The 22,555-nt window shown below is 68.6% G+C and carries 24 protein-coding genes; 7 read left to right on the top strand and 17 right to left on the bottom strand.

Annotated features, from left to right (window positions below; genetic code table 11):
• Positions 1-26 precede the first annotated feature (26 nt).
• The gene (locus GNX95_RS18845; protein ID WP_222853746.1) at positions 27-1,118 is read right to left on the bottom strand and encodes an AI-2E family transporter; all 1,092 of its coding nucleotides are present in this window, start codon (positions 1,116-1,118) and stop codon (positions 27-29) included.
• Positions 1,119-1,202: 84 nt separating this feature from the next.
• On the opposite strand from GNX95_RS18845, the gene GNX95_RS18840 reads away from it, so the two are divergent.
• Positions 1,203-2,132 carry a GNAT family N-acetyltransferase gene (locus tag GNX95_RS18840; protein ID WP_163508716.1) on the top strand — a complete coding sequence of 310 codons (930 nt, stop codon included), beginning with the start codon at positions 1,203-1,205 and terminating at the stop codon, positions 2,130-2,132.
• A gap of 11 nt (positions 2,133-2,143) precedes the next feature.
• Here GNX95_RS18840 and purB read toward each other — a convergent pair whose 3' ends face one another.
• Both purB and GNX95_RS18830 read right to left on the bottom strand, forming a co-directional pair.
• On the bottom strand, positions 2,144-3,583 hold the full coding sequence (gene purB, locus GNX95_RS18835) for an adenylosuccinate lyase (RefSeq protein WP_163508715.1): 1,440 nt from the start codon (positions 3,581-3,583) through the stop codon (positions 2,144-2,146).
• 53 nt (positions 3,584-3,636) lie between these two features.
• On the bottom strand, positions 3,637-4,482 hold the full coding sequence (locus tag GNX95_RS18830) for a carbon-nitrogen hydrolase family protein (RefSeq protein WP_222853745.1): 846 nt from the start codon (positions 4,480-4,482) through the stop codon (positions 3,637-3,639).
• 367 nt (positions 4,483-4,849) lie between these two features.
• Between GNX95_RS18830 and GNX95_RS18825 the strand changes: the two genes are divergently transcribed.
• Together GNX95_RS18825 and GNX95_RS18820 are read left to right on the top strand one after the other, a co-directional pair.
• On the top strand, positions 4,850-5,770 hold the full coding sequence (locus GNX95_RS18825; RefSeq protein ID WP_163508713.1) for a DUF5829 family protein: 921 nt from the start codon (positions 4,850-4,852) through the stop codon (positions 5,768-5,770).
• Positions 5,771-5,852: 82 nt separating this feature from the next.
• Positions 5,853-7,988, top strand: a complete 2,136-nt coding sequence (locus GNX95_RS18820) for an MMPL family transporter (protein ID WP_163508712.1) — start codon at positions 5,853-5,855, stop codon at positions 7,986-7,988.
• A gap of 52 nt (positions 7,989-8,040) precedes the next feature.
• Here the strand turns inward: GNX95_RS18820 and GNX95_RS18815 are convergent, their stop codons facing one another.
• The 6 genes from GNX95_RS18815 to GNX95_RS18790 all read right to left on the bottom strand — a co-directional run bounded on the left by GNX95_RS18815 (position 8,041) and on the right by GNX95_RS18790 (position 14,892).
• Complete coding sequence (locus GNX95_RS18815) at positions 8,041-9,315, bottom strand: thymidine phosphorylase (protein WP_163508711.1); 1,275 nt, start codon at positions 9,313-9,315, stop codon at positions 8,041-8,043.
• A complete protein-coding gene (locus GNX95_RS18810; RefSeq protein ID WP_163508710.1) occupies positions 9,312-9,725 on the bottom strand; it encodes a cytidine deaminase in 414 nt (137 codons plus the stop codon). Before GNX95_RS18810 ends, GNX95_RS18815 begins: the two co-directional genes overlap by 4 nt.
• Positions 9,726-9,813: 88 nt before the next feature.
• Positions 9,814-11,094, bottom strand: coding sequence for an ABC transporter permease (locus GNX95_RS18805; protein WP_163508709.1), 1,281 nt, complete (start codon positions 11,092-11,094; stop codon positions 9,814-9,816).
• Positions 11,091-12,203, bottom strand: a complete 1,113-nt coding sequence (locus tag GNX95_RS18800; RefSeq protein ID WP_163508708.1) for an ABC transporter permease — start codon at positions 12,201-12,203, stop codon at positions 11,091-11,093. Before GNX95_RS18800 ends, GNX95_RS18805 begins: the two co-directional genes overlap by 4 nt.
• Positions 12,196-13,719: an ABC transporter ATP-binding protein gene (locus GNX95_RS18795; protein ID WP_246281672.1), complete on the bottom strand. Its 1,524-nt coding sequence runs from the start codon at positions 13,717-13,719 to the stop codon at positions 12,196-12,198. Before GNX95_RS18795 ends, GNX95_RS18800 begins: the two co-directional genes overlap by 8 nt.
• 126 nt (positions 13,720-13,845) lie before the next feature.
• Positions 13,846-14,892: a BMP family lipoprotein gene (locus GNX95_RS18790; protein WP_163508707.1), complete on the bottom strand. Its 1,047-nt coding sequence runs from the start codon at positions 14,890-14,892 to the stop codon at positions 13,846-13,848.
• Positions 14,893-15,137: 245 nt separating this feature from the next.
• Between GNX95_RS18790 and sdhC the strand changes: the two genes are divergently transcribed.
• On the top strand, positions 15,138-15,551 hold the full coding sequence (gene sdhC, locus GNX95_RS18785; protein ID WP_163508706.1) for a succinate dehydrogenase, cytochrome b556 subunit: 414 nt from the start codon (positions 15,138-15,140) through the stop codon (positions 15,549-15,551).
• Positions 15,548-15,889, top strand: a complete 342-nt coding sequence (locus GNX95_RS18780) for a succinate dehydrogenase/fumarate reductase transmembrane subunit (RefSeq protein ID WP_222853744.1) — start codon at positions 15,548-15,550, stop codon at positions 15,887-15,889. Before sdhC ends, GNX95_RS18780 begins: the two co-directional genes overlap by 4 nt.
• A 60-nt stretch (positions 15,890-15,949) precedes the next feature.
• On the opposite strand, the gene GNX95_RS18775 is transcribed toward GNX95_RS18780, so the two are convergent.
• The 7 genes from GNX95_RS18775 to GNX95_RS18745 form a co-directional block, all read right to left on the bottom strand.
• A complete protein-coding gene (locus tag GNX95_RS18775) occupies positions 15,950-16,192 on the bottom strand; it encodes a hypothetical protein (protein WP_163508705.1) in 243 nt (80 codons plus the stop codon).
• Positions 16,193-16,196: 4 nt separating this feature from the next.
• Entirely contained in the window at positions 16,197-16,610 is a 414-nt protein-coding gene (locus GNX95_RS18770; protein WP_163508704.1) for a hypothetical protein, read from the bottom strand.
• Complete coding sequence (locus GNX95_RS18765; RefSeq protein WP_163508703.1) at positions 16,607-17,185, bottom strand: hypothetical protein; 579 nt, start codon at positions 17,183-17,185, stop codon at positions 16,607-16,609. The genes GNX95_RS18770 and GNX95_RS18765 overlap by 4 nt, the downstream gene beginning before the upstream one ends.
• 84 nt (positions 17,186-17,269) lie before the next feature.
• Entirely contained in the window at positions 17,270-17,524 is a 255-nt protein-coding gene (locus GNX95_RS18760) for a hypothetical protein (protein ID WP_163508702.1), read from the bottom strand.
• Between the two features lie 10 nt (positions 17,525-17,534).
• Entirely contained in the window at positions 17,535-18,137 is a 603-nt protein-coding gene (locus GNX95_RS18755; RefSeq protein WP_163508701.1) for a hypothetical protein, read from the bottom strand.
• The gene (locus GNX95_RS18750; RefSeq protein WP_163508700.1) at positions 18,134-18,658 is read right to left on the bottom strand and encodes a MauE/DoxX family redox-associated membrane protein; all 525 of its coding nucleotides are present in this window, start codon (positions 18,656-18,658) and stop codon (positions 18,134-18,136) included. Before GNX95_RS18750 ends, GNX95_RS18755 begins: the two co-directional genes overlap by 4 nt.
• Before the next feature lie 116 nt (positions 18,659-18,774).
• A complete protein-coding gene (locus GNX95_RS18745; protein WP_163508699.1) occupies positions 18,775-19,011 on the bottom strand; it encodes an SCO4848 family membrane protein in 237 nt (78 codons plus the stop codon).
• Between the two features lie 268 nt (positions 19,012-19,279).
• Between GNX95_RS18745 and GNX95_RS18740 the strand changes: the two genes are divergently transcribed.
• A complete protein-coding gene (locus GNX95_RS18740; RefSeq protein ID WP_163508698.1) occupies positions 19,280-20,443 on the top strand; it encodes a D-alanyl-D-alanine carboxypeptidase family protein in 1,164 nt (387 codons plus the stop codon).
• Position 20,444: 1 nt separating this feature from the next.
• Positions 20,445-21,662 (top strand): D-alanyl-D-alanine carboxypeptidase family protein, encoded by a 1,218-nt coding sequence (locus GNX95_RS18735; protein ID WP_163508697.1) that lies wholly within the window; start codon positions 20,445-20,447, stop codon positions 21,660-21,662.
• Here GNX95_RS18735 and GNX95_RS18730 read toward each other — a convergent pair.
• Positions 21,574-22,542: a YihY/virulence factor BrkB family protein gene (locus tag GNX95_RS18730; RefSeq protein ID WP_163508696.1), complete on the bottom strand. Its 969-nt coding sequence runs from the start codon at positions 22,540-22,542 to the stop codon at positions 21,574-21,576. The genes GNX95_RS18735 and GNX95_RS18730 overlap by 89 nt on opposite strands.
• Positions 22,543-22,555: the final 13 nt, after the last annotated feature.

Raw genomic sequence — 22,555 nt, 5'->3', positions numbered from 1 at the left:
CGGCTCCACAGCGGCGAGCAAGAGCCCTAAACCCTGTCTTTGTCTGTACGTGGCGGATCGGTTCCTGGGGCGCTGAGCGCCTGCTCGCTGGCCAGCATCGCGCGCACCCACGACGCTTTCGGGTCCAGGTCGACGAAAAGTGCCTTGCAGAGCAGGGTCATCGGCACCGCCATCAGCGCGCCGATCGGTCCCAGGACCCAACCCCACAGCACGACCGACAGGAATGTCACCAGTGGCGACAGCCCGATCGCGTCACCGACGACGCGCGGTTGTACGACGGTCTGCAGGATGAAGTTGATGACCAGATAGACGCCGATCACCACGACCATCAGCTGCCAGCCGCCGGTCAGCAACGCGAGCAGCGCCGGCGGCACGATCGCCAGGAACGGTCCGATGTTGGGGATGTAGTTGGTCAGGAAGGAGACCAGGCCCCACACCAGCGGCAGCGGAATCCCCAGGAACACCAGCGCGATGGTGTCCAGGATCGCCACCGCCGCGCCGAAAATGGTGTTGACGATGAGATATCTGCGCGTGTCGCGCAGAAAAGTGGTGATCACGTCGGCCACCACCGGCCGGTCGAGGGTGAGCGCCGTTCGCCTGGCACTCATGCTCGAGGTCTCCAGGCTGACGAAGAACAGCAGTGACAGCAGGAAAACCAGGTTGGAGCCGACGTTGGTCGCGGTCGCCAGCAGTGTGCCGACATAGCTCAGCACACTGCCGATGTCGATGCCGCTCACCGCCGTACGGATCTGGTCGGGTGTCACGCCGAACCGCGCCAGGGTCGAGGAAAGCTCGTTGATCAGCTCGTTGGCCCTGCCGACGTACGACGGCAGCAGTGCGGCCAGCTGCGCGATCGAGACCGCGAGCACCGCGACCAGGGCCAGGATGATCGCGTACGCCATGAGAATCAGGACGGTGGAGGCGATCCACGACGGCACCGAATGCCGGCGCAGCCAGCTGGCCACCGGACTGATCGCGATGACGATGACCAGAGACAGGAACAGCGGCGCGAACAGCCAGGACGCGGCGTACAGTCCGGCGAGCACGATGACCGTCGCGGCCAGGCCACCGAGAATGACCGCGGCACGAGGCGGCGTACGGGTCGCTGGCGAGGTCACGGTCTGTAGATCATAGGCGTTATTGGATTGACCGCCGCGCATCGCCGCTGCTTGGCTGGCGACACCGTCTATCGAGGAGCACGTTTGATCAGTTTGCGCAGCATTGGCCCGGACGAGACGTCGTTGGTCAGCGCGACCGGCGACGGCGCGGAAGCGGTCACCATTCGCGGCTATTTCGATGATCTGCTGCGCAAAGGCAGCACGACGCTCGACTGGTGCATGCTCGCCGAGCGCGACGGCACGCCGGTCGGCAGCGCCGCCCTCTCGGCATTTCCCGGTGGCGAGACGCCGGCCTCGATCGTGCTGATCGAGGCGCCGTGGCACGATCCGGCGCTGGCCGCCGAGGTGGTCGCCGCGGTCAGTGGCCGAGCGCGTGACCTCGGTGCCGGCGAGCTGACGTACGCGATCGACACGCCGCGGTCGGCGCCGCGTTTCATGTCTCATCCGGCCGAGCGCGAGGCGGCATTCCTGGCCGCCGGCTTTGGCCTGCTGCGCGACGGCATGCGATGGCGCTGGACCGCCGAAAAAGCCGTGCCGGTGCCGGACGACCGGCTGGTTTTCCGTACGCTGCCGGAGATCGGCCGCGAGTCCTATGTGGACATCCTGGCCGCGACCATGGAAGGCAGCGCGGACAGCGAGCTGGCGGCGATGACCGACGCCGGCGGATTACGCGGTGCCGGCGAGAAGATCTTCGATCTCATGATGGGCTTCGACCACGCCGCCGAGTGGTACGAGATCGGATTCGACCAGGCCGGCGATCCGGTCGGCGTCAGCATGCCGGCGCGTAACGCGACGATGGCGGTCATCGGCCACGTCGGCGTCACACCGGCGCATCGCCGGAAGGGTTACGCGACCGCGATCGTCGCTCGCGGCACGGCGATTCTCGCGGCTGCGGGCGAAAAAACGATCGTCGGTGACTGCGACTCCAGCAACACCGGCATCATCAAGGCCTTCACCGCCAACGGTTACGACAACTTCGTCAACCGCCGCGAGTTCGGCCTCACCTTTTCCTGACCACCGCGAGATCAGAGGATGTCGGCCGGCCGGTACGCCGCGGCGGCCGGGTCGGCGGCGACGAGTTTGGCCACCGTGTCGGCAAAAGCCGCGACCTGCCGGCCGGCGAGCCCGGTGAACGACAGCGGCTCGCCGATCGCCGCGCGGATCTGCTCGCCGGTGAGCTTCAGCCGGCCGTCGGCGGCCAGCCGGTCGAGCAACGCCGAGCCGTCGATATCTCCCGGATCTCCAGGCTCGCGCATGGCCAGCGCGGTCGCCACCGCGTGCTCCTTGATCACCTCGTGCGCGGTCTCCCGGCCGACTCCGGCGCCGACCGCCGCGACGAGCAGTTTCGTGGTGGCCAGGAACGGAAGATAGCGGTGCACCTCGCGGTCGATGACGGCCGGGAACGCGCCGAACTCGGCGAGCACCGTCAGGAACGTCTCGAACATGCCGTCCAGCGCGAAAAACGCGTCTGGCAGCGCCACGCGGCGTACGACCGAGCAGGAAACATCGCCTTCGTTCCACTGGTCTCCGGCCAGCGCCGCCACCATCGTGACATGTCCGCGCAGAATGTTGGCGAATCCGTTGATGCGTTCGGAGGAGCGGCTGTTCATCTTGTGCGGCATCGCCGACGAGCCGACCTGGCCCGGCTTGAACCCCTCGGTGACCAGCTCGTTGCCGGCCATCAGGCGGATCGTGGTGGCCAGCGACGACGGACCGGCGGCGGCCTGCGCGAGCGCGCTGACCACGTCCAGATCCAGCGAACGCGGATAGACCTGCCCGACGCTGATCAGCGCGTCGTCGAAACCGAGGTGCCTGGCGACCGCCGCCTCCAGCCGGTCGACCGCCTCCGGCGAACCGAGCAGCTGGAGCATGTCGGCGCTGGTGCCGACCGGACCTTTGATGCCACGCAACGGATAACGCGCGACCAGCTCGTCGACGCGTTGCAGCGCGACCAGCAGTTCCTGGCCGGCGTTGGAAAAACGCTTGCCGAGGGTCGTCGCCTGCGCCGGTACGTTGTGGCTGCGGCCGGTCAGCGCGGTGTCGGCGTAGGTCGTGGCGAGCTCGGCCAGCCGCGCCAGCGCCGCGAGCATCCGGCCGCGTACCAGCCTGAGCGCGCTGACGATCTGCAGCTGCTCGACGTTTTCGGTGAGGTCGCGGCTGGTCATCCCCTTGTGCACCTGCTGCTGGCCGGCGAGCGCGTTGAACTCCTCGATCCGCGCCTTCACGTCATGCCGGGTGATCCGTTCACGCGCCGCGATCGAGGCGAGGTCGACCTGGTCGACGACCCGCTCGTACGCCTCGACCGCGCCGTCCGGCACCGGCACGCCGAGGTCGGCCTGCGCGCGCAGCACCGCAAGCCAGAGCCGCCGCTCCAGCACGATCTTGTGCTCGGCCGACCACAGCATGGCCATCTCGGCGCTCGCGTAGCGCGCGGCCAGGACGTTCGGAATCACCGGTTTGCTCACGGCTCCAGTCTAGGTCGACCCCTCCTGACCTGCGCGGAAGGTGCGTGGGTCGGTCAGATGGCGCGGCGGTCGTCGCTGCGCGGGTCGTCGCTGACCAAATGCGGCTCGTAGATCCCCGCGCGCACCTTCCGCCGCCACGGCCGCGCGAGATTTTCCTCGGTGGTCAGCAGATCCGCGACCGCGACGGCCGGATCGTTCGACTGGCACCGAGCGCGCCATTCACCGTCGGGACAGATCAGGCCGGAGCCGACCGGACCCGCGTAACCGACCCAGTAGCTGTTGATCGCGGCGTGCGCCAACGCCTCCGCGGCGAACACGTCCGTGGTTTCGTCGGTTGGCGGCCCCGCGGTGGAAAACAGGACCGCGTCCACGTCCAGCCGCTCGTATTCGCCGAAAATCTCCGGAAAGTGCACCTCCATGCCAGCGGCGAGACCAAAACGCATGCCGTCGACTTCGAAGGTGACCGGCTGCGAACCCGGCGAATACATGAACGACACCTTGGTGTTGGACAGCAGCCGCTCGTCGTAACGCGTCACCACCTCGCCACGGTCGGAAATGACGTAGAGGCTGTTGTACGGCCGGTGCGGCGGCGTCAACCGGTGGACCGCGCCGACCACCGTCCACAACCGCAGTTTCCCGGCCAGTGCGGCGATTTCGGCGAGCTCGTGGCGCAGCGCTTCCCAGTCCGCACGCGACCAGTCGGCCGGGCCGACGCCGTCGGTGCTGGACATCACGTGCTTGTCCGGCCAGCAGGTCGCGCCTTCCGGAAAGTGCGCCAACCGCGCGCCGGCGGCGTGCGCCTCTCGCATCAACGCGCGTACGCCGCGTCCACTCTCCGCGATTTCCGCGCGGTCACCCGGATTTGCGCGCAGGATCGTCTGCGCCACGGCCAACCTCATGTGCTCTCCTCGTGGAGTCGGTCGGAAGTGCCGGAGAGCGGCCGTGTAGGACTCGCCGGTCCTGGCCGCACGGGCTCGCACCAGGCGCTTGAAATTCCTGTTCGCCGTCATCCGGTCTCCCACGCCTCGGAACTCCGATCCCCCAGCGACCGGCACGTCCGAAACGGACGGACCTGGCGACAGCGACCCGAGACGAGAAGTCCCTTTGCCTCCAACCAAGACCGCGCTGGGGACGGCCTATCGAGGTTCGGCGCGGGTCACGCCGTACGGGAAAGATAACACGGCACTCCGGCACCGGCACAAGCCTTGGTTGTCGATTCGGAAAACGGCCGCCGGTTGGCGGCGATCGGACCGTAGGATCCGGCAGATGCGAATCTTCCGAACTCTTGTCGTGCTCGCGGTCGCGGTCACGAGCATCGCGGTCGGCGCCGGCCAGGCGCGGGCGGCCGAAAATGACGATCACCAGCTGCTTTTCTTCAACCACGCATACGGCGTCTTCGACCGCGTCACCGCCGACGCGATCGAACATTCGACCTATCTGCGGGATTTCGCCAGTTTCGAGGTGCGTACGACCACCGGCAGCCAGGGCACCTGGACCGGCCGTTACGTCTACGGCGAGCACACCTACCTCGAGCTGTTTGGCGCCGGTGACCTGCCGGCGCCGGACGACACCTTCGGCTCGGCCGGGATGGGCGTGTCGGTCGAGCGCAGTAGCCAGCTGGCCACCGTCGTCGACCGGTTGCGCGCCGACGGCGTCGCGAATCCGTTGACCTTCACGCAAACTCGCGACTTCGGTGACGGTACGCCGCCGGTGCCGTGGTTCGACGGCGTGTTCACCACCGACCAGTATGACAAGTTCGGCGCGTGGGGAATGGAATACCGGCCGGAGTATTTCGCCGATCCGCGCGCCAACAAGACCGAGCCGCCGAGCTTCCCCGGCGACGTCAGCCGCGAGCGCTATCTGCCGGACGACTACCAGAAGCACCTGATGCGTGACGTGACGCGCGTACGGATCGCCGTCACCGCACGCGATCTGGCCAACACCACGCCGCTGTTGCGCGCCGGCGGTTTCGCCGTACGCACCATCCCGAGCGGTGTCGTCGCGACCTGTGGCGGCACGACCATCCAGCTTGACACGGTGCCAGTCGGCGAGGCCGGAATGCGCGGCGTCGAGTTCTCGCTCAACCATCCGGTGGCGACACAGCACCGCGAGCAGATCGGCCGATCGACTCTGGTCGTCGGTCCTGGAAACCGTGCCGTGTGGACGTTTCCTAGCTCTGCGGTCTGACCTGGCTAGTCCTCGCGGCTGGTCCCGACAGCCACTCTCCAGCGGGTTACCCGTTCGGTCGCGCTGCTGATGTCCTTGGCAGATGCCAAAATCACCGGCCCCGACCGTACGGGTGGCCAACTGGAGCGCACGACATCCCTGGCCTGCCATCGGGATCTGGGCCGCGCTGATCATCGCGTGTGTCGGTCTCGGCGCGGTCACCGGCACCAACCAGTTGCAGGGAAAAGACGGCTGGGTCGGTGAGCAGGGCCGCGCCGCCGCGCTGGCGGACGCGGCCGGTCTCACCCCGCAGCCGGTGGAAAAGGTCCTGATCACCGCGAAAACCGGGGCTTGGGACCGGTCGGCCGCCGATGCCGCGGCGGCCGACCTGAGCCGCCGGCTCGCGCCGTTCGGCGCGATCACCACGCGCGCCACCCAAAAGGCGTTGTTGGTCAAGGTCACTCTCCGGGTCCACGGCAAGACGGCCACCAAACAGCTGCCGGCGATGCTCGCGCAGACCGCGGCCGCGCAAAGAGCGTTTCCCCGACTGGATCTCGCCGAGACCGGCACGGTTTCCACCGGGAGCGCGCCGGGCGAGCAGCTCGGCAAGGACCTGGCCAGAGCCGAGACGATCACGCTGCCGGTGACGCTGGTCATCCTGCTGGTCGTCTTCGGCGGCATTCTCGCCGCCGGCGTGCCGATGGTGCTCGCGCTGACCTCGGTTTTCGCCGCCATGGGGCTGTACGCGGCGGCGTCGTACGTCTTCCCCGACGCCGGCGGCGCGGTCGCCAACATCGTCCTGATGCTCGGCATGGCCGTCGGTGTGGACTATTCGCTTTTCTACGTCAAACGCGTACGCGAGGAACGCGAGCGAGCCGGCGACACCATCAGCCACGAGACGGCCGTGCGGGTCGCCGCCGCCACCTCCGGGCGCGCGGTTGTGGTGTCGGCTTTGGCGATCGTCGTCACCATGATCGGCCTGTATCTCGCCGACGACGCGATCTATTCGTCGGTCGCCACCGGCACGATCCTGGTCGTCCTGGTGTCGGCGGTCAGCTCGCTCACCGTTCTTCCCGCCATCCTGGCCAAACTCGGCACGCGCATCACGCGTCAGCGCCGTTTCCGGCACCGCGTGGCCAACGGCTTCTGGCCGGGCCTGTTGCGACCGGTGATGCGCCGTCCGGTCGCCACGCTCGCGCTGGCCGTCGCCGGACTGGTGGCGCTTTCGTTGCCACTCGGCGCGTTCCGGATCGGCCAGACCGGCGCCGACACGTATCCGAGATCGCTGCCGGCGATCGCCAACTATCACCAGCTGGTCGCCGTCTTCCCGGACGAGGGCTATTCCTTCCTGGTGGTCGCGAAAGCCGCGGACTCACGCGCCAGCCTGGCGAAACTCGCCACGCTCACCAGCGCAAACCCGTTGTTCGTCGGCAGACCGGAAATCCGTACGGCCGGGGACACGAGCACGCTGACGCTGCCGGCACCGTACGGTCTCAACGATTCGCGCGCCACGCAGGCATTGACCTTGCTGCGTACCAAACTATTGCCGGAGGCCGGCGTCACCGGCAGTTTCGGTGTTACCGGTGAGATCGCGCGTGCGCTCGACTATGTGAGCCACCAGCGGCAGCGTACGCCGCTGGTGATCGGCTTCGCGCTGCTGGCCACTTTTGGCATGCTGTTGCTGGCGTTTCGCTCGGTGCCGATCGCGATCGCCGGCATTTTCCTGAACCTGCTGTCCTACACCGCGGCGCTCGGTGCGGTCGTGCTGGTCTTCCAGAACCACTGGGCCGAAAAGCTGCTCGGCTTCGAGTCGGTCGGCTTCATCAGCGACCGCGTGCCGCTGATCCTGTTCGTCATTCTTTTCGGCCTGTCGATGGACTATCAGGTGTTCGTGGTCAGCCGCATCCGCGAGGCGGCACAGCGCGGCGTGCCGACTCGCCAGGCCGCGTACGACGGCGTCGCCAGCTCTGCCGGCGTGGTCACGATCGCGGCCGTCATCATGGTGTCGGTCTTCGCCAGCTTCCTTTTCGTCGGCCTGACCGAGATGAAGGAGATCGCCTTCGGCCTGGCGCTGTCGGTGCTGATCGACGCGATCGTCGTACGCGTGATGATCCTGCCGGCGCTGCTCACGCTGCTCGGCGAGAAAAGCTGGTGGCCGGCGAAAATCCGGCTGCCAGGCGGTGAAAAGACGCCCGGTCACCCGGTCAGCCTGTCGACCAGGGTAAGGCCTGGCGGTTGAGCTACCGCCAAATGGCCGTCTTGCGCCGCAAGCGCGCGAGTCTTTCGCCTGATCACGTGATGCGGTCGTGGACCAGCGGCTCCGGCTCGTACGTGGCACCGATGTCGACGGCGCCCTCCAGCGCCGCCAGCGCGCCGTCGATGAGCTCGGCGTTTTCGGTGTGCAGCTCGAAAATCGGGTCGCCGGCGGACACCCGGTCGCCGGGTTTGCGGTGCATGATCACGCCGGCCGACGTGGAGACCGGGTCCTCCTTACGAGCGCGGCCGGCGCCGAGCCGCCAGGCCGCGACCCCGACCGCGTATGCGTCCATCCGTGTCACCACACCGAAATCGCCGGCCGCGACGACGTGTTTCTCCGGCGCGACCGGCAGCTCGGCGTCCGGATCGCCGCCTTGCGCGCTGATCATCCGCCGCCACACGTCCATCGCGCGGCCGTCCTTCAGAGCGTCGGCCGGGTCCACATCGGACAGTCCGGCCAGGCCGAGCATTTCCCGCGCCAGCACCAAAGTCAGCTCGACGACGTCGGCAGGGCCACCGCCGGACAGGACCTCCAGCGACTCCGCAACCTCGAGCGAGTGTCCGGCCGTCCGGCCGAGCGGCGTGGACATGTCGGACAGCACGGCGACAGTGGGCACGTCGTGAGCGGCGCCGAGCCGCACCATCGTCTCGGCCAGCCGGCGTGCGGTCGGCAGCTCCTTCATGAAGGCGCCGGAGCCGACTTTTACGTCCAGGACCAGGCCGCCGGCGCCTTCGGCCAGCTTCTTCGACATGATCGAGCTGGCGATCAGCGGGATCGACTCGACCGTCGAGGTGACATCGCGCAGCGCGTACAGCTTCTTGTCCGCCGGAGCCAGCCGGTCACCGGCCGCACACACCACCGCTCCGACATTTCGCAGCTGTGCGAGATATTCCTCGGTGGACAGCGACGCACGCCAGCCGGGGATCGCCTCCAGCTTGTCCAGCGTGCCGCCGGTGTGGCCGAGGCCGCGGCCGGACAGTTGCGGCACCGCGGCACCGCAGGCGGCCACCAACGGAGCGAGCGGCAGCGTGATCTTGTCGCCGACGCCGCCGGTCGAGTGCTTGTCGACGGTCGGCCGGGTCAGCGCCGACAGGTCCATCCGGTCGCCGGAGTCGATCATCGCGCTGGTCCACCGCGCGATCTCCGCGTCGGTCATGCCGTTGAGAAAGATCGCCATCGCCAGCGCCGACATCTGCTCCTCGGCGACCCGCCCGTTGGTGTACGCGTCGATGACCCAGTCGATCTGGTCGTCGGTGAGCGCGCCGCCATCGCGTTTCGTACGAATGACGTCGACCGCGGCGAAGCTCATCTCACCTTCCCCAGGTCGTCGGGACCGAAGGCGTCCGGCAGCACCGCGGCCATCGGACGCGGTCCGTCCGCGCACTCGACCAGGCACTCCGGCCCGCCGTGCTCGATGAGCAGCTGCCGGCACCGGCCGCACGGCATCAGCGGCTCGCCGGTGGCGTCCACACAGGACAGTGCGACCAGCCGTCCGCCACCGCTCGCGTGCAGCGCCGACACGACGCCACATTCCGCGCACAACGCCAGGCCGTACGACGCGTTCTCGACGTTGCAGCCGACCACGACCCGGCCGTCGTCGACCAGACCGGCGGCGCCGACCGGAAAGTTGCTGTATGGCGCGTACGCACTGCGCATCGCCTCGGTCGCGGCCTTGCGCAGCGCCGGCCAGTCGATGTCCGGCCCGTCCTTGGCAAACATGCCTGTCACGCTATCCGACCGGGCCGAGGGTGACGTTTGACGGTCCGTACGGCCGGATCGACCGTCAAAGCGTCACCCCTCGCGGTGGTCAGCCGCCCTGGCCGCGGCGGTAGACGACGCCGTCGGCCGCCGGCATTCGCAGCCGTTGCGCGGCCAGTGAGAGCACCAGCAGCGTCGTGATGTGCGGCGTGTACGCGATCAGCTCCTGCGGCACCGTGTTGCTGGCGAAATACCAGGCCACCACGAGCACCGCCACGACGACACCGGCGATCCCCTGGAACCACCGCCGGCGCCACAGGTTCCAGGCCGCGAGCGCCAGCACCAGGATCGCCACGAACAGCAGCAGCGCGTGTACCGACGAGTTTTGCCGGGACTGCAGCGCGTCGGTGAAGCCGAACAGCGCCGCGCCGGCGCCGAGGCCGCCGGGCCGCCAGTTGCCGAAGATCATCGCCGCCAGACCGATGTAGCCGCGGCCGCCGGTCTGGCCCTCGCGATAGATCGACGCGACGTTGACCAGGAACGCGCCGGCCATGCCGGCCAGGCCGCCGGAGATGATCACCGCTGCGTACTTCATCCGATAGACGTTGACCCCGAGCGTCTCGGCGGCCACCGGGTTCTCGCCGCACGAGCGCAGCCGCAGGCCGAAGGACGTACGCCAGAGCACCGCGAAGGACAGCGGCACCATCAGGACGGCGATGATCGTCAGCCAGGTCAGGTTGGTCGTCACGCCGCGCAACAGGCCGGCCAGGTCGGAGATCAGGAACCAGTGCAGCGACTCCACCGACTGCAGCGGCCCGCTGATGCCGGGAACGCCGACCGTGTCGAACCCCGGCACCTGCGGCGACTGCGTGGCGCCACCGCCCTTGCCGGTCCAGGCCAGTACGGCCAGATAGCGCGCGACGCCGGCGCCGATGATGTTGAGCGCCACACCGGACACGATGTGGTCGACACCGAAAGTGACGGTGGCGATCGCGTGCAACAGGCCGCCGAGCGCGCCGCCGACGATGCCGCCGAGCAACCCCATCCACGCGCTGTGGAAGCTGAGCGCGCAGAACGCGCCCGACCAGGTGCCGAGGATCATCATGCCCTCGAGGCCGATGTTGACCACGCCGGCGCGCTCGGACCACAGGCCGCCGAGCGCGGCCAGGCCGACCGGCACGGCCAGCGTGATGGCCGCGTTGATCTGGCCGCCGGAGGTCAGGTCCTCCGCGCCGGTGAACGTCCGGATCAGGCACAGCAGCAGGAACAGGCCGCCGGCCAGCAGCAGACCGCGGCGCCAGTCGAGCCGCGTGCCTTCCTGCGTCCCCAGCGACGGCGAGAGCGTCACGTCGGCGACCGCGCCGCCGGCCGGTGGAGCCGTGCTGCTCATGCCGAGGCTCCTTCCGGCAGGCCGGAGTCGACGGCCAGCTGCCGGCCGACCGCTTTCTGCTGCTGCCGCAGCGTCAACCGCCGCACCAGCTCGTACGCGACGACCACACAGAGCACCACGGTCCCCTGCGTGATGATGACGATCTCCTTGGGGATGTTGTTGAGGTCCAGGATCAGCGACGACTGGTCCAGGAAGGCCCACAGCACCGCGCCGAACGCGATGCCGACCGGGTTGTTGCGGCCGAGCAGCGCGATCGCGATGCCGGTGAAGCCGAGGCCGGCCGGGAAGTCCAGCGAGTAGGTGTACGAGGAGCCCAGCAGCTGCGGCAGGCCGACCATGCCGGCCAGCGCGCCGGACATCAGCATCGTGGCGACCGTCATCCGCTTCACCGACACGCCGCTGGCGATCGCCGCCGACGCCGACTGGCCGGTGGCGCGCAGGTCGAAGCCGAAGCGGCTGCGGTTGACCAGCACGTGATAGCCGACGCCGACGATGACCGCCAGCACGATCAGGCCGAAGACCTGCGTGTCGGTCCCGGGGATCAGCGACAGGCCCGGTACGCGCCCGGACGGCGGGATCGTCGGCGTACCGATGTTGTTGCTGCCGCTGGCCTGCACCGCCAGCCGGCCGCGCTGCAACAGGTACGCGACGATGCCGGTGGCGATGAAGTTGAGCATGATCGTGGAGATGACCTCGCTGACACCGCGGGTCACCTTCAGCAGCCCGGCGATGCCGGCCCACAGGCCGCCGACCAGCACCGCGACCAGGATCGTCACGACCTGCGCGAGCACCGGCGGCAGCGGCAGGAAGCCGGCGACCGAGGCGGCGAGCATCGCGGCCAGCCGATACTGGCCGTCCACGCCGATGTTGAACAGCTTCATCTTGAAGCCGATCGCCACCGCCAGCGCGGACAGGTAGTAGGTCGTGGCGTTGTTGACGATGTTGGCCAGGCTGTCCGGCTGGAAGCCGTAGCTCACCATCTGACCGAACGCGAAGAACGGCTCGGCGCCGCTGACCGCCAGCACGACCGAGGTGATGACCAGCGACAGCACGACCGCCAGCAGCGCCGCGAGCACGCCGGGCAGCATCCGCCTGATCGCGCTAATCATCGCCCGGCTCCTCCGCCGAGCCGGCCGCTGAGTCGGTCGCACCGGTCATCGCCGACCCGAGTTCCTCCGGCGTCACCGTGGACGGGTCGACGGTCGCGACGATCTTGCCGCGCAGGATGACGACCAGCGTGTCGGACATGCCGATCAGCTCGTCCAGGTCGGCGGAGATCAGCAGCACGGCCAGTCCGGCCGTACGCGCGCGCCGCAGGTGTTCCCAGATCGCCGCCTGCGCGCCGACGTCGACGCCGCGGGTCGGATGCGAGGCGATCAGTACGCGCGGCTCGTGGCTCATCTCGCGGCCGACGATCAGCTTCTGCTGGTTGCCGCCGGACAGCGACGCGGCCGGCACGTCGATGCCAGGCGTACGCACGTCGAACTCCTCGACGATCCGCTGCGTGTCGGCGCGCGCGCCGGCGCGGTTGATCCACGGACCGGAGACGTTGGGCTCCTGGTTCTGGTGGCCGAGGATGCGGTTCTCCCAGAGCGGCGACTCCAGCAGCAGGCCGTGCCGGTGCCGGTCCTCGGGCACATAGCCGATGCCGGCGGCGCGCCGCTGCCGCGTGTCCCACTCGGAGATCTCCGCGTGGCCGAGCCGCACCGAACCGGTGGACGGCCGCATCCCCATCAGTGCCTCGACCAGCTCGGCCTGGCCGTTGCCCTCCACGCCGGCGATGCCGAGGATCTCGCCCTGCCGGATCTCGAAGGACACCGCGTCCACCGCCGGCCGGCCGCCGCCGAGCGAGGGCACGGTCAGGTCGCGTACGGCCAGCTGCGTGGTCTCGGTGACCGCGTCCTCGCGCAACGTCGGCACCGGCAGCTCGCTGCCGACCATCAGCTCGGCCAGCTGCCGCGAGCTCACCTCCGCCGGCTGGACCGTACGCACCGTCGTGCCACGGCGTACGACGGTGATCTCGTCGGCCACCGCCAGCACCTCGTCGAGCTTGTGCGAGATGAAGATGACCGTCAGGCCCTCGGCCTTGAGCTCACGCAGGTTGCCGAACAGCTCGTCGACCTCCTGCGGCACCAGCACCGCGGTCGGCTCGTCCAGGATGAGGATCTTGGCGCCGCGATAGAGCACCTTGAGGATCTCCACCCGCTGCCGGTCGCCGACGCCGAGGTCCTCCACCAGCCGGTCCGGCTTGATGCCCAGGCCGTACGCCTCGGAGATCTCCATGATCCGCCGCTTGGCGCGCGCTCCGATGCCATAGAGCCGCTCCGCGCCGAGCACCACGTTTTCGGTGACGGTCAGGTTGTCGGCGAGCATGAAGTGCTGGTGGACCATGCCGATGCCGGCTTTGATGGCCTGCTGCGGCGAGCCGAAATGCACCGTCTCGCCGTCCACCTCGATGGTGCCGGCGTCCGGCCGCTGCATGCCGTAGAGGATCTTCATCAGCGTCGACTTGCCGGCGCCGTTCTCACCGACGATGGCGTGTACGGTGCCGCGCCGCACCTCGATGTTGATGTCGTCGTTGGCGACCACACCGGGGAACCGCTTGGTGATCCCGCGCAGCGCCACCGCCGTCGGTGCGACGGCCGGGCTGTCGGTCGACTTCGTGAGTGCTGGAATGACGGACGCTCCTCTTTGAGCGAAGGGCTGGCCCAACCCGGATCAGGTTGGACCAGCCACTGTTTCGTACTTTTTCTAAGCCGACGGCGTTGTCGGTACGGTGATCTTCCCGTCGACGATCTGCTGCTTGAAGCCGTCGATCGCGGACTGGTAGGGCTTGATCGCCGGGTTGCTGGTGGTGTAGCCGACCCCGTCCTCCTTCAGGCCGAAGCGCTGCTCACCGGCCTTGACGGTGCCCTTGCCGGCCTGCTCGACGAAGTTGAACACCGCGGTGTCCACGCCCTTGGTGGCCGAGGTGAGGATCCACGGCTTCTGGTTGGCCGCGGCGGTCTGGTACTGGTCGGAGTCGACGCCGATGGCGTACTTCTTGGCCGCGGCGGCCGCCTCGAACAGGCCGGTGCCAGAGCCGCCGGCCGCGTGGTAGACCACGTCGGCGCCGGCGTCGAACATGCCCTGCGCGGTGACCTTGGCCTTGGCCGGGTCGTTGAAGCCGGTGGTGTCCGGCGGCTGCGACAGGTATTTGACCTGCACCTTGATCGCCTTGTCGACGGCCGCGACACCGGCCTGGTAGCCGGCCTGGAACTTCTGGATCAGCGGGGTCTGTACGCCGCCGATGAACCCGACGTTCTTGGTCTTGGTCGCCTTGGCGGCGGCCACGCCGACCAGGAAGGACGACTCGTTCTCCTTGAACAGCAGGTTGGTCACGTTGGGGCCGGAGACGTCGGAGGCGGCGCCGTCCACGATCGCGAACTTGGTCTTGGGGAACTTCGGCGCGACCTGCTTGAGACCGGCCGCGTACGCGTACCCGACCGCGATGATCGGGTTGTAGCCGGACTGCGCGAGCAGCTTCAGCCGGTCGGCCTTCTGCGAGTCGCTCTCGCCGACGACGGCGGACAGCTCCTTGGTGGTGATCTTGAGGTCGGTCTTGGCCTTGTCCAGGCCGGCGGCGGCCAGGTCGTTGAACGACTTGTCGCCACGCCCACCGACGTCGAACGCGAGGCCGACCTTGACCTCCTTGTCGCCACCGCCGCCGGTGCCGCCACTGCCCTGACCGCACGCGGCCAAAGCCAACACGCCGGCCGCGAGCACCGCGGCCAGCTTCATCCCCCTGGCTCGACGCACGCCGAGTCTCCTTCCTTCACACACCGACCCGACGACGTTGTGGGCCGGATGAACCGTGGCGACTGTAGCGGTCGCCGCAACACCGGACAGCCAAACCATGAACTTGTGATGTCGCGGTTACTTTCCTCAGTCTCTGCTGAATCGATCTGGTGCGGGCTCCCCCAGGCCTCTCAGTAACGCAGGTTAGTGTGGCGCACTGACGGTCCCGCCGTGGGCCGACTCGGATAATCGGGAGGAGGTGCGGCGTGTCGAACCAGGATTCCGCTTTTTGGAAACGCGCCAGCCTCGCCGGTACGCGACACGCCGACCGCGACGGCGTCTGGTCCTGGTACGCGCACCGGGTGACCGGCTTCCTGATCTTCGTCGTGGTGCTGGTCCACGTCGCCGACCGCGCGCTGGTGCTCGTGTCGCCGGAGTCGTACGACACCGTCGCGGCGATCTACACGCATCCGGTGACGCTCGTGCTCGACCTGATCGCGATCAGCGCGGTGCTGTATCACGCGCTCAACGGCATCCGGATCGCGCTGATCGACTGGGTGGGCGCCGGCTCGAAGCTGTCGCTGCAGGTGGTGCTGGCGCTGTGGCTGGTCGGCACGGCGTTCGCCGCGTACCAACTGCTGGCCTATCCGGTCCTGACGATCTTCGGGACGGCGAAGTGACCGAACAGCGGCTGACCGTGTTCATGCGGCTGTCCGGAGTCGTCCTGGCCGTACTCGTGCTCGGCTACCTCTACCAGACCGACCTGTCCGGCGGCGGCGTCCAGCGACTCGGCTTCGCCTGGGTGGCGGCGCGCTGGTCCAACCCGTGGTGGCAGCTCTACGACGGCGTCATGCTGTGGCTGGCTCTGCTGCACGGCGCCAACGGCATGCGGATCATCGTCCGCGACTACGCGCGCGCTCCGCGGTTTTGGTATGGCGTGGTGGCCGTGCTCAGCGTGGCGGCGTTGGCGGCCGGGACGTACGCGATCGTGGCGTTCAATCCCGCGCTGACGACCTGAGGCCCGCATGGCCACCATGCGTGCGTCGAGCGCACGCATGGTGGCCATGCGACCAACAACTCAGATCAGATAGACGGCCTGGTCGTCCTGCGACCAGGTCACCTCGATCGGCTGCCGGGACAGCTCCCCGCCCTGGTACGGCGAAAAGCCGACGCTGGTCTTCCTGAGCACCTTGCCGACGCGGCTGTGCACCGCGTACGGCTTGGAGCCGCTCACCGGACGGCCGTTGTAGATCTCGACCTGGGCGGTGCCTTCCGGATTCTGCCGGATCAGCACGTAACCGCGGTCTGTTGGAATCGGCATGTCACTACTCCTTCGCTTGAACAGTCATGTCGTCGACGAGCGGAGAGTTGGTGCGATAGCCGGGGCCGAACATGACCTCGCGCCAGTCGCCGGCATAGCCGAAGACCCCGCCACTGGTCGCCACACCCCAACCGGACACCAGGTGCGCCGCCCGGATGTGCTCGCCGACCTCCCCCATCGCGAACAGGCCTTTTCCGTCCGACCACAGGGAAACACTACGTACGCGACGGGCCGGCCAGTCGATGTAGAGGCGTACGCCGAGAAACGCCGGCGCGAGCCGGCGGACCGCCGGTTTCACCCACTGATGAGCCCACCAGACCCGCAGGACGTTGCGCAGGGTCCGGCAGTCGAACAGCGTGACGACGACCACGCCTCCGGGTTGCGCGATCGGTCCGTCGTCGCGCCGCAAGCCGCTCATCCGAACGCCTCCATGATCAGTCCCGCCGCGGCCAACGCGACCAGCGACAGACCGGCGCCTCGCTGGAGCCACGGCAGCAGCGTCACGCCGAACCAGAGGCCGGTTATCCGCCCCGCTCCGGCGAAACTCAGCACGCTGACACCGCCCAGATAGACCACGCCGGCGGCCAGCAGGACCGACGGTACGGCCGTCACCGGGCCGACGAAGACGGCGCCGAGCAGTGCGGCCCACAGCACCGACGCGGTTTTTTGTGTCGTCACCAGCAAAGCGAGGTCGAAACCCCAGAGCAGGCCGCGCGGCAGCGGGCCCAGCTCACGCGCGAATCGTTGCGGCACCTGCCGATCCCGGTAGGGCGTACGTCCGGCCAGGTCGGCGATGCCGAGCCCGAGCATGACCAGAAGGACGGCGATCCGGGTGATCCGCGGATCCACCAGCTGCTGCGACAGCGCGGCGACTCCGATCAGCGGAATGGCGATCAACACGGTGGCCGTCAGATAGCCGGCGGTCAGGCCGCCGAGCAGCCGGACCCCGTTGGTCCGGTCCGCTTTCAGCTCCGGGTCGGACACGCCGACCATCGCGCGGCCTCAAGGGCTGAACAGCTGGAGCAGCCCGCCGAGCACCGCGAGCGTCAGCCAGACGGACAACTCCGCTCACCGGCCTCAGGTCGGCCGGCAGTCGAGTGCGGACAGCGAGTTTCCGTTTGCCTCGCAGCACAAACACGTGACGCATGCGCCGCCGCTGCACACCCGGCACGACCACTCGTAGTTCTGGTGTGCCTGGCAATAGCTCATGCTGGTGTTCGCCGGACAGTGCGCGAGATTGCAGCACAGGCATTGTCCGGCCGCCGCGGCCGGTGTGCTCTGCGCGAACACGGCGGTCGCCGTACCGAGCCCGGCGGCGCCGAACCAGGCCATGAACCGCCGCCTACCCGTGCGGGTGCGAAGCAGCTGCGATTTCGGTGTCTGACGTGCCATCCTGTTCCTCCTTCTCGTGGAGTTGCCGGACAACCACATCCACCGCTGCCAGTGAGGCGATGGTGGAAGCCGAGACCAGACGGCCCTGCTGGAAGACCATCAACACCGGACTCATCGAGACGCCGAACTCGTCGGTCAGCCACCGTCCATCGACGTCCAGAGCCACCGGCGAGCCGGCGTCCAGCCGGTGCGTCCGTACGAAGTCCGCGCCGTTTTCCGTGCTGGAGCAGGAAACGACGACGCCGAATCCGATGTCGTCGCGCCGGGCCGCCTGGTGCGTGCCGACGGTCGGCGCAATCCGCGCGCACGCGGCGCAAAGTGGGCTCACGACAAGCAAAACCGCGATGTCCTCCGCCGCCAGCGGTGCGAGCTCGGCAGGCCACCGCGCCGGCATGGCACCGGTGCGTACGTCGATCGGCAGCGCGGTCGGGTCCTCCGGCAGGTCCGCCGTACTGACCCTCGCGTTGAGCTCGCCCATCATGGCGAACATGCCGATCATGCCGACCACGAGCAACAAAAGCGCGACGACGACAATGATCTCGAAGACGGTCATTGGCCAGCACCCAAGCCCTTCTTCAGCAGCGGATAGAAATCGCCGAACCGCATGACGAGTACGGTCGACAAGGCGCAGGTCGCGGCGGCGGCCAACTGCGCGGCCGCACCCCAGCTCGGCACAAATCCACCGGCCGCGATCAGCAGACCGAATCCGGCGGCGATGCCGAGGCCGGCGAGCAGGTTGGACATCCCCAGCGGTTTCCTAGAGTTACCACCGAAACAGCCGCACGACGCGGTCACCCGGCGGCGCAGCGCCAGGGCGACCCAGCCGGCGATCCCCAGTCCAACGAGCATCCCGAGCACAGCGCCCGGCAATGCCAGGCCAGGCAACGAAACCAGTACGGCGGCGGCGAGCTCGACCGCACCGGCGGCACGCGCGAGCAAAACCGGTTCAGCGTTCATGCCGAGCACCGCGCGCGCACTGTCGGCCAGTTGGCCCGGAGCGGCCAGTTTCGAGGCTCCGGCGACGATAAGAACGGCGGCCAAGGCGATCGCCACCACAGCGAGCAGGTCGTCCATGAGAGGCTCCCGAGCGGAAGAATGCGCTCAGGTTACGCCGAAAGGCAAAGAATCCCCGCGGTCCGCGCCAATTCAACACGGATTCCAGGAAAAGTTACGAACGTACTTGACAGGCGTCAGCGTTTGGCTTTGGCGGAGGCAACGAACCCGCGGATGCCGTAGACGCCGGTGACCGTACCGACGACCAGCGAGGTGACGATCAGCGCGACGTGTACGAGCAGGAAGCCGGTCGGCGCGCCGCCGCTGAACGATCGCGGGTCGTTCCAGATGGCGACCGCGAACCGCGGCCAGATGACCCAGTTCCAGACGCCGACCAGGACCAGGAAGACCGACCAGCCACGAGAGAGCCGCATGTCCCCAGTGTGACAGCCGTCGCGGCCCACCTTCTACGCGGCGTCGAACAACCGCGACGACGCAATCGGAATCCGAGTGCGTCGTCCCACCCCCTCCGACCAGCACGACCTCTCCGACACCTCCCGTTCGGACACGCCGCATGGCCTCCAATTGCGACCTTGTTGCCCCACTGGAACGATCCAGAAGGCAGCCAAAGTTTCATCCGGACAATCCCGGCACAGCGCGCCTCCGGGACCGCTGAGACAAGAGTGGCTACTGTGACTCAGGATGACGACCCGACAGCCCTGGCTCAACCGGCGCCGGGCCATCCTGCTGCTGGCCGCGCTCTGCTGCGCGGTGGCCGCCGCCTACCCGTGGCCGGCCACCGCCGACACGCAGCCCGGACCGATCGGCGGCGCGCAGCTGGGCACCACCAACGAGGTGCACGCCGGCTCGCAACCGCCGAGCGTCGGCGCGACCGCGTACGTGGTGGCCGACGCGACCACCGGCAAGGTCGTCGCGGCCAACCGGGCGCATTGGCGCAACGAGCCGGCGAGCATCCTCAAGACGCTGCTGACGCTGACGATCGTGCGCAACGTGCCGCTGGACAAGCAGGTCGTGGTGAACGCGGCCGACCTCAACGTCGAGTGCACCTGCGTCGGCCTGACCGCCGGCCGGTCCTACACGGTCGACTCGCTGCTGCACGCGCTGCTGATGCGTTCGGGCAACGACGTCGCCAACGTGCTCGCCACAGCGACCGGCAGCCGCGCCAAGACGCTGCAGATGATGAACGCGACCGCCGCCTCGCTCGGCGCCTACGACATCAACGCGCTCACCCCATCCGGCCTGAACACTCCTGGCCAGGCGGTGTCCGCGTACGACATGGCGCTGGTGCTCAAGGCGGGCCTGGCCGACCCGCGGTTCGTCCGCTACTTCGCCAGCACCACGTACGCCTTCGGACCGGTCGGTGGCCCGACCAGACGGCTGGAGAGCCAGAACGAGCTCTGGCATCTGGGATATGCCGGCACGATCGGGGCGAAAAACGGTTGGACGACACCGGCCGGTCACACGTTCGTGGCGGCCGCGCGCAGAGGCGAGCGTACGCTCATCGTCACGATGCTCAACGACAACCGTCCGGCCGGTTCCGACGCGGCCGCTCTGCTCGACTGGGGCTTCTCGGTGTCGCCAGCCGCCGCCGGTGTCGGCAGCCTGATCCCGGCGCCGGCCGACGTGGCGGCGGCACAGCGTGCCCGGCAGGCGATGATCGAGGCGCAGAACGCGGCCAAAGCCAACAGCATGGCCGGTCGTCCAGAGCAGCAGACGGCACCGCCGGCCAAGCCCGAGGGCCCCAACGTGACGCTGCAGAGCGGCTTCTCGGTCGGCGCCATCGGCCTTGCCGGCATCGCGCTGCTGCCCGGCCGCCGGCCACGACGAAAGGCCAGATCCCGCTGAGATGCGAGCGTACGGAGCCGTCACCTTCCTGATCGCGGTCGTGCTGGCCGCTCTCTCCGTGCCACCAGCGGCCCAGGCCGAGACCCCGCCACCGGTGCCGTGCCCGGTCGCCAAGGCCAGCCCGCCGATCGCCAAGCATCCCCCGGCTCCGGTGCCACCGCCGCGCGCGCCCTCGACGGTCGGCGGCGACCAGCTCGGGTCCGCCGGTCTGGTCATGCCGCCGGACGGCGGCGCGCTGCCGGCCGGCCTCTCGGCCACCTCGTGGGTCGTCGCCGACCTCGACACCGGCGTCGTACTCGCCGCCTGCGGTCCGCACGAGCGCCATCCGCCGGCGAGCTGCATCAAACTGCTGACCATCGGTACGGTCCTGCCGAAGCTCGGCGATCCGCTGCAGATGGTCACCGCCACCGCGCAGGACACCGACATCGAGCCGGGCAGCAGCGCGGCCGGCCTGGTCACCGGCGGGAAATACCGGCTGCAGACGGTGTTGCTCGGTCTGTTGCTGGTCTCCGGCAACGACGCCGCGATGATGCTCGCGCGGCTGGCCGGCGGCCCCGGTGGCGTGCCGGCGACGCTGTCCGACATGAACGCGTACGCACACCAGCTCGGCGCGCTGGACACGACCGCGCGCACACCGCACGGCCTGGACGCCGCCGGCCAGTTCAGCTCGGCGTACGACCTGGCGCTGATCGCCCGCGCCGACTTCGACCGAGCCGACTTCCGCGCGCTGACCGCCACCCGCACGGCGCAGATCCCGACCGAGGTGGTCACCGAGCACGGCAAGCCGAAGAGCTATCCCGGCTACCAGATCCAGAACGACAACAAGCTGCTGCGTAACTACCACGGCGCGCTCGGCGGCAAGACCGGCTACACCGATGTCGCCAGGCACACCTTCGTCGGCGTCGCCGAGCGCGGCGGCCACCGGCTGGTCGTCACGCTGATGAACGGCGAGCAGCGGCCGGTGCCGATGTGGCAGCAGGGAGCGCGGCTGCTCGACTGGGGTTTCGCGCACCAGAGCTCGAAAGGCGTCGGCACGCTGGTCACGCGGGCGAGCGCGACACCGTCCACGCCGGCCGACCACCGGGCCGCTCGTCAGCTGGCCGAGCAACCGTCCGGCTCGCTGCCGGCGCTCATCGCGGGCTCGCTCCTAGTGGTGACGGTGGCTGCTGCTGGTGGTCTGTTTTGGTTGTTACGACGGTCTTCTCGTCGTCGGTCTTAGCGTCGTACGGATCGACCTCGGTGGCGCTGGCACGGTCGTCGGTCGCGGTCAGCGCTGAGCAGAACAGCATCAACTGGTTGAGATAGAACAGGAAAAGCAGGATGCCGACCGACACGGCGACCGCCTGGTAGGCCGGATTGGCCTGGGTACGCGAAATGTAGAGCACGCCGAGCGTACGCAGCAGCGTGAAACCGGCGGCTGACAGCAGTGCCGGCCAGATCACCACGCGAAACGGGATGCGCAGCTGCGGCAGGCCGGACAGCAGCGCGATGAAGAAGACCACGTTGACGGCCAGGCCGAGCACGATGCCGACCGCCTGCAGAGCGATCGATCCGGCCGTCGAGTCGGCCTGTCCGAGCGCCTGCAGCAGCAGGTGCGTGCCGCCGGACAGCACGGCCGAGACCAGAAACGACAGGCCCAGCACCAGCCCCAGCGCGAGCAGGATGCCGGCGTCGGCGAGCTTGCGTACGACCGGGTTGCCGGGCTCCTGCGGCCGCTGCCAGATCGCCCGGATCGCGCCGCGCGTGCAGTCGACCCAGCCGAGGCCGGCGAAGAAAAACCCGACCAGACCGATGATCCCGGCGGTGCCGCGCGCCTTCACGATGTCGTCGACGCTGATGAACGGCAGGTTCTGGCTGAGCGTCCTGGACACCTGCGCGGTGATCTCCGGGTGACCGGCGAAGACGAAGCCGAGCACCGAAAACGCCAACAACAGCAACGGGAAAATGGCCAGAAAGCCATAGTACGTGCAGGCGCCGGCCAGCCGACCGGCGTTCGCGGCGGAAAACCGCTCGGCCGCGCGGAAAACATGGTCGAGCCAGCCATGCTCGCGCCGCAGCCGCTCGATGCGCCGCTGCGCCTTTTCGACGACCTGGGTCATGCCCTTATGAATA

Origin of the sequence: Fodinicola acaciae (genome assembly GCF_010993745.1) — a bacterium.
In the GTDB taxonomy this organism is placed as follows: domain Bacteria; phylum Actinomycetota; class Actinomycetes; order Mycobacteriales; family HKI-0501; genus Fodinicola; species Fodinicola acaciae.
The sequence above is the reverse complement of the archived record's forward strand: the minus strand, read 5'-3'. Positions and strand labels throughout refer to the sequence as shown.

Excerpts from the sequence above, each read along its gene's own strand:
- GNX95_RS18830 (WP_222853745.1), bottom strand. The coding sequence starts at position 4,482 with ATGAGGTTGGCCGTGGCGCAGACGATCCTGCGCGCAAATCCGGGTGAC.
- GNX95_RS18825 (WP_163508713.1), top strand. The coding sequence starts at position 4,850 with ATGCGAATCTTCCGAACTCTTGTCGTGCTCGCGGTCGCGGTCACGAGC.
- GNX95_RS18820 (WP_163508712.1), top strand. The coding sequence starts at position 5,853 with ATGCCAAAATCACCGGCCCCGACCGTACGGGTGGCCAACTGGAGCGCA.
- GNX95_RS18815 (WP_163508711.1), bottom strand. The coding sequence starts at position 9,315 with ATGAGCTTCGCCGCGGTCGACGTCATTCGTACGAAACGCGATGGCGGC.
- GNX95_RS18810 (WP_163508710.1), bottom strand. The coding sequence starts at position 9,725 with ATGTTTGCCAAGGACGGGCCGGACATCGACTGGCCGGCGCTGCGCAAG.
- GNX95_RS18805 (WP_163508709.1), bottom strand. The coding sequence starts at position 11,094 with ATGAGCAGCACGGCTCCACCGGCCGGCGGCGCGGTCGCCGACGTGACG.
- GNX95_RS18800 (WP_163508708.1), bottom strand. The coding sequence starts at position 12,203 with ATGATTAGCGCGATCAGGCGGATGCTGCCCGGCGTGCTCGCGGCGCTG.
- GNX95_RS18775 (WP_163508705.1), bottom strand. The coding sequence starts at position 16,192 with ATGCCGATTCCAACAGACCGCGGTTACGTGCTGATCCGGCAGAATCCG.
- GNX95_RS18770 (WP_163508704.1), bottom strand. The coding sequence starts at position 16,610 with ATGAGCGGCTTGCGGCGCGACGACGGACCGATCGCGCAACCCGGAGGC.
- GNX95_RS18765 (WP_163508703.1), bottom strand. The coding sequence starts at position 17,185 with ATGGTCGGCGTGTCCGACCCGGAGCTGAAAGCGGACCGGACCAACGGG.
- GNX95_RS18760 (WP_163508702.1), bottom strand. The coding sequence starts at position 17,524 with ATGGCCTGGTTCGGCGCCGCCGGGCTCGGTACGGCGACCGCCGTGTTC.
- GNX95_RS18755 (WP_163508701.1), bottom strand. The coding sequence starts at position 18,137 with ATGACCGTCTTCGAGATCATTGTCGTCGTCGCGCTTTTGTTGCTCGTG.
- GNX95_RS18750 (WP_163508700.1), bottom strand. The coding sequence starts at position 18,658 with ATGGACGACCTGCTCGCTGTGGTGGCGATCGCCTTGGCCGCCGTTCTT.
- GNX95_RS18745 (WP_163508699.1), bottom strand. The coding sequence starts at position 19,011 with ATGCGGCTCTCTCGTGGCTGGTCGGTCTTCCTGGTCCTGGTCGGCGTC.
- GNX95_RS18740 (WP_163508698.1), top strand. The coding sequence starts at position 19,280 with ATGACGACCCGACAGCCCTGGCTCAACCGGCGCCGGGCCATCCTGCTG.
- GNX95_RS18735 (WP_163508697.1), top strand. The coding sequence starts at position 20,445 with ATGCGAGCGTACGGAGCCGTCACCTTCCTGATCGCGGTCGTGCTGGCC.
- GNX95_RS18730 (WP_163508696.1), bottom strand. The coding sequence starts at position 22,542 with ATGACCCAGGTCGTCGAAAAGGCGCAGCGGCGCATCGAGCGGCTGCGG.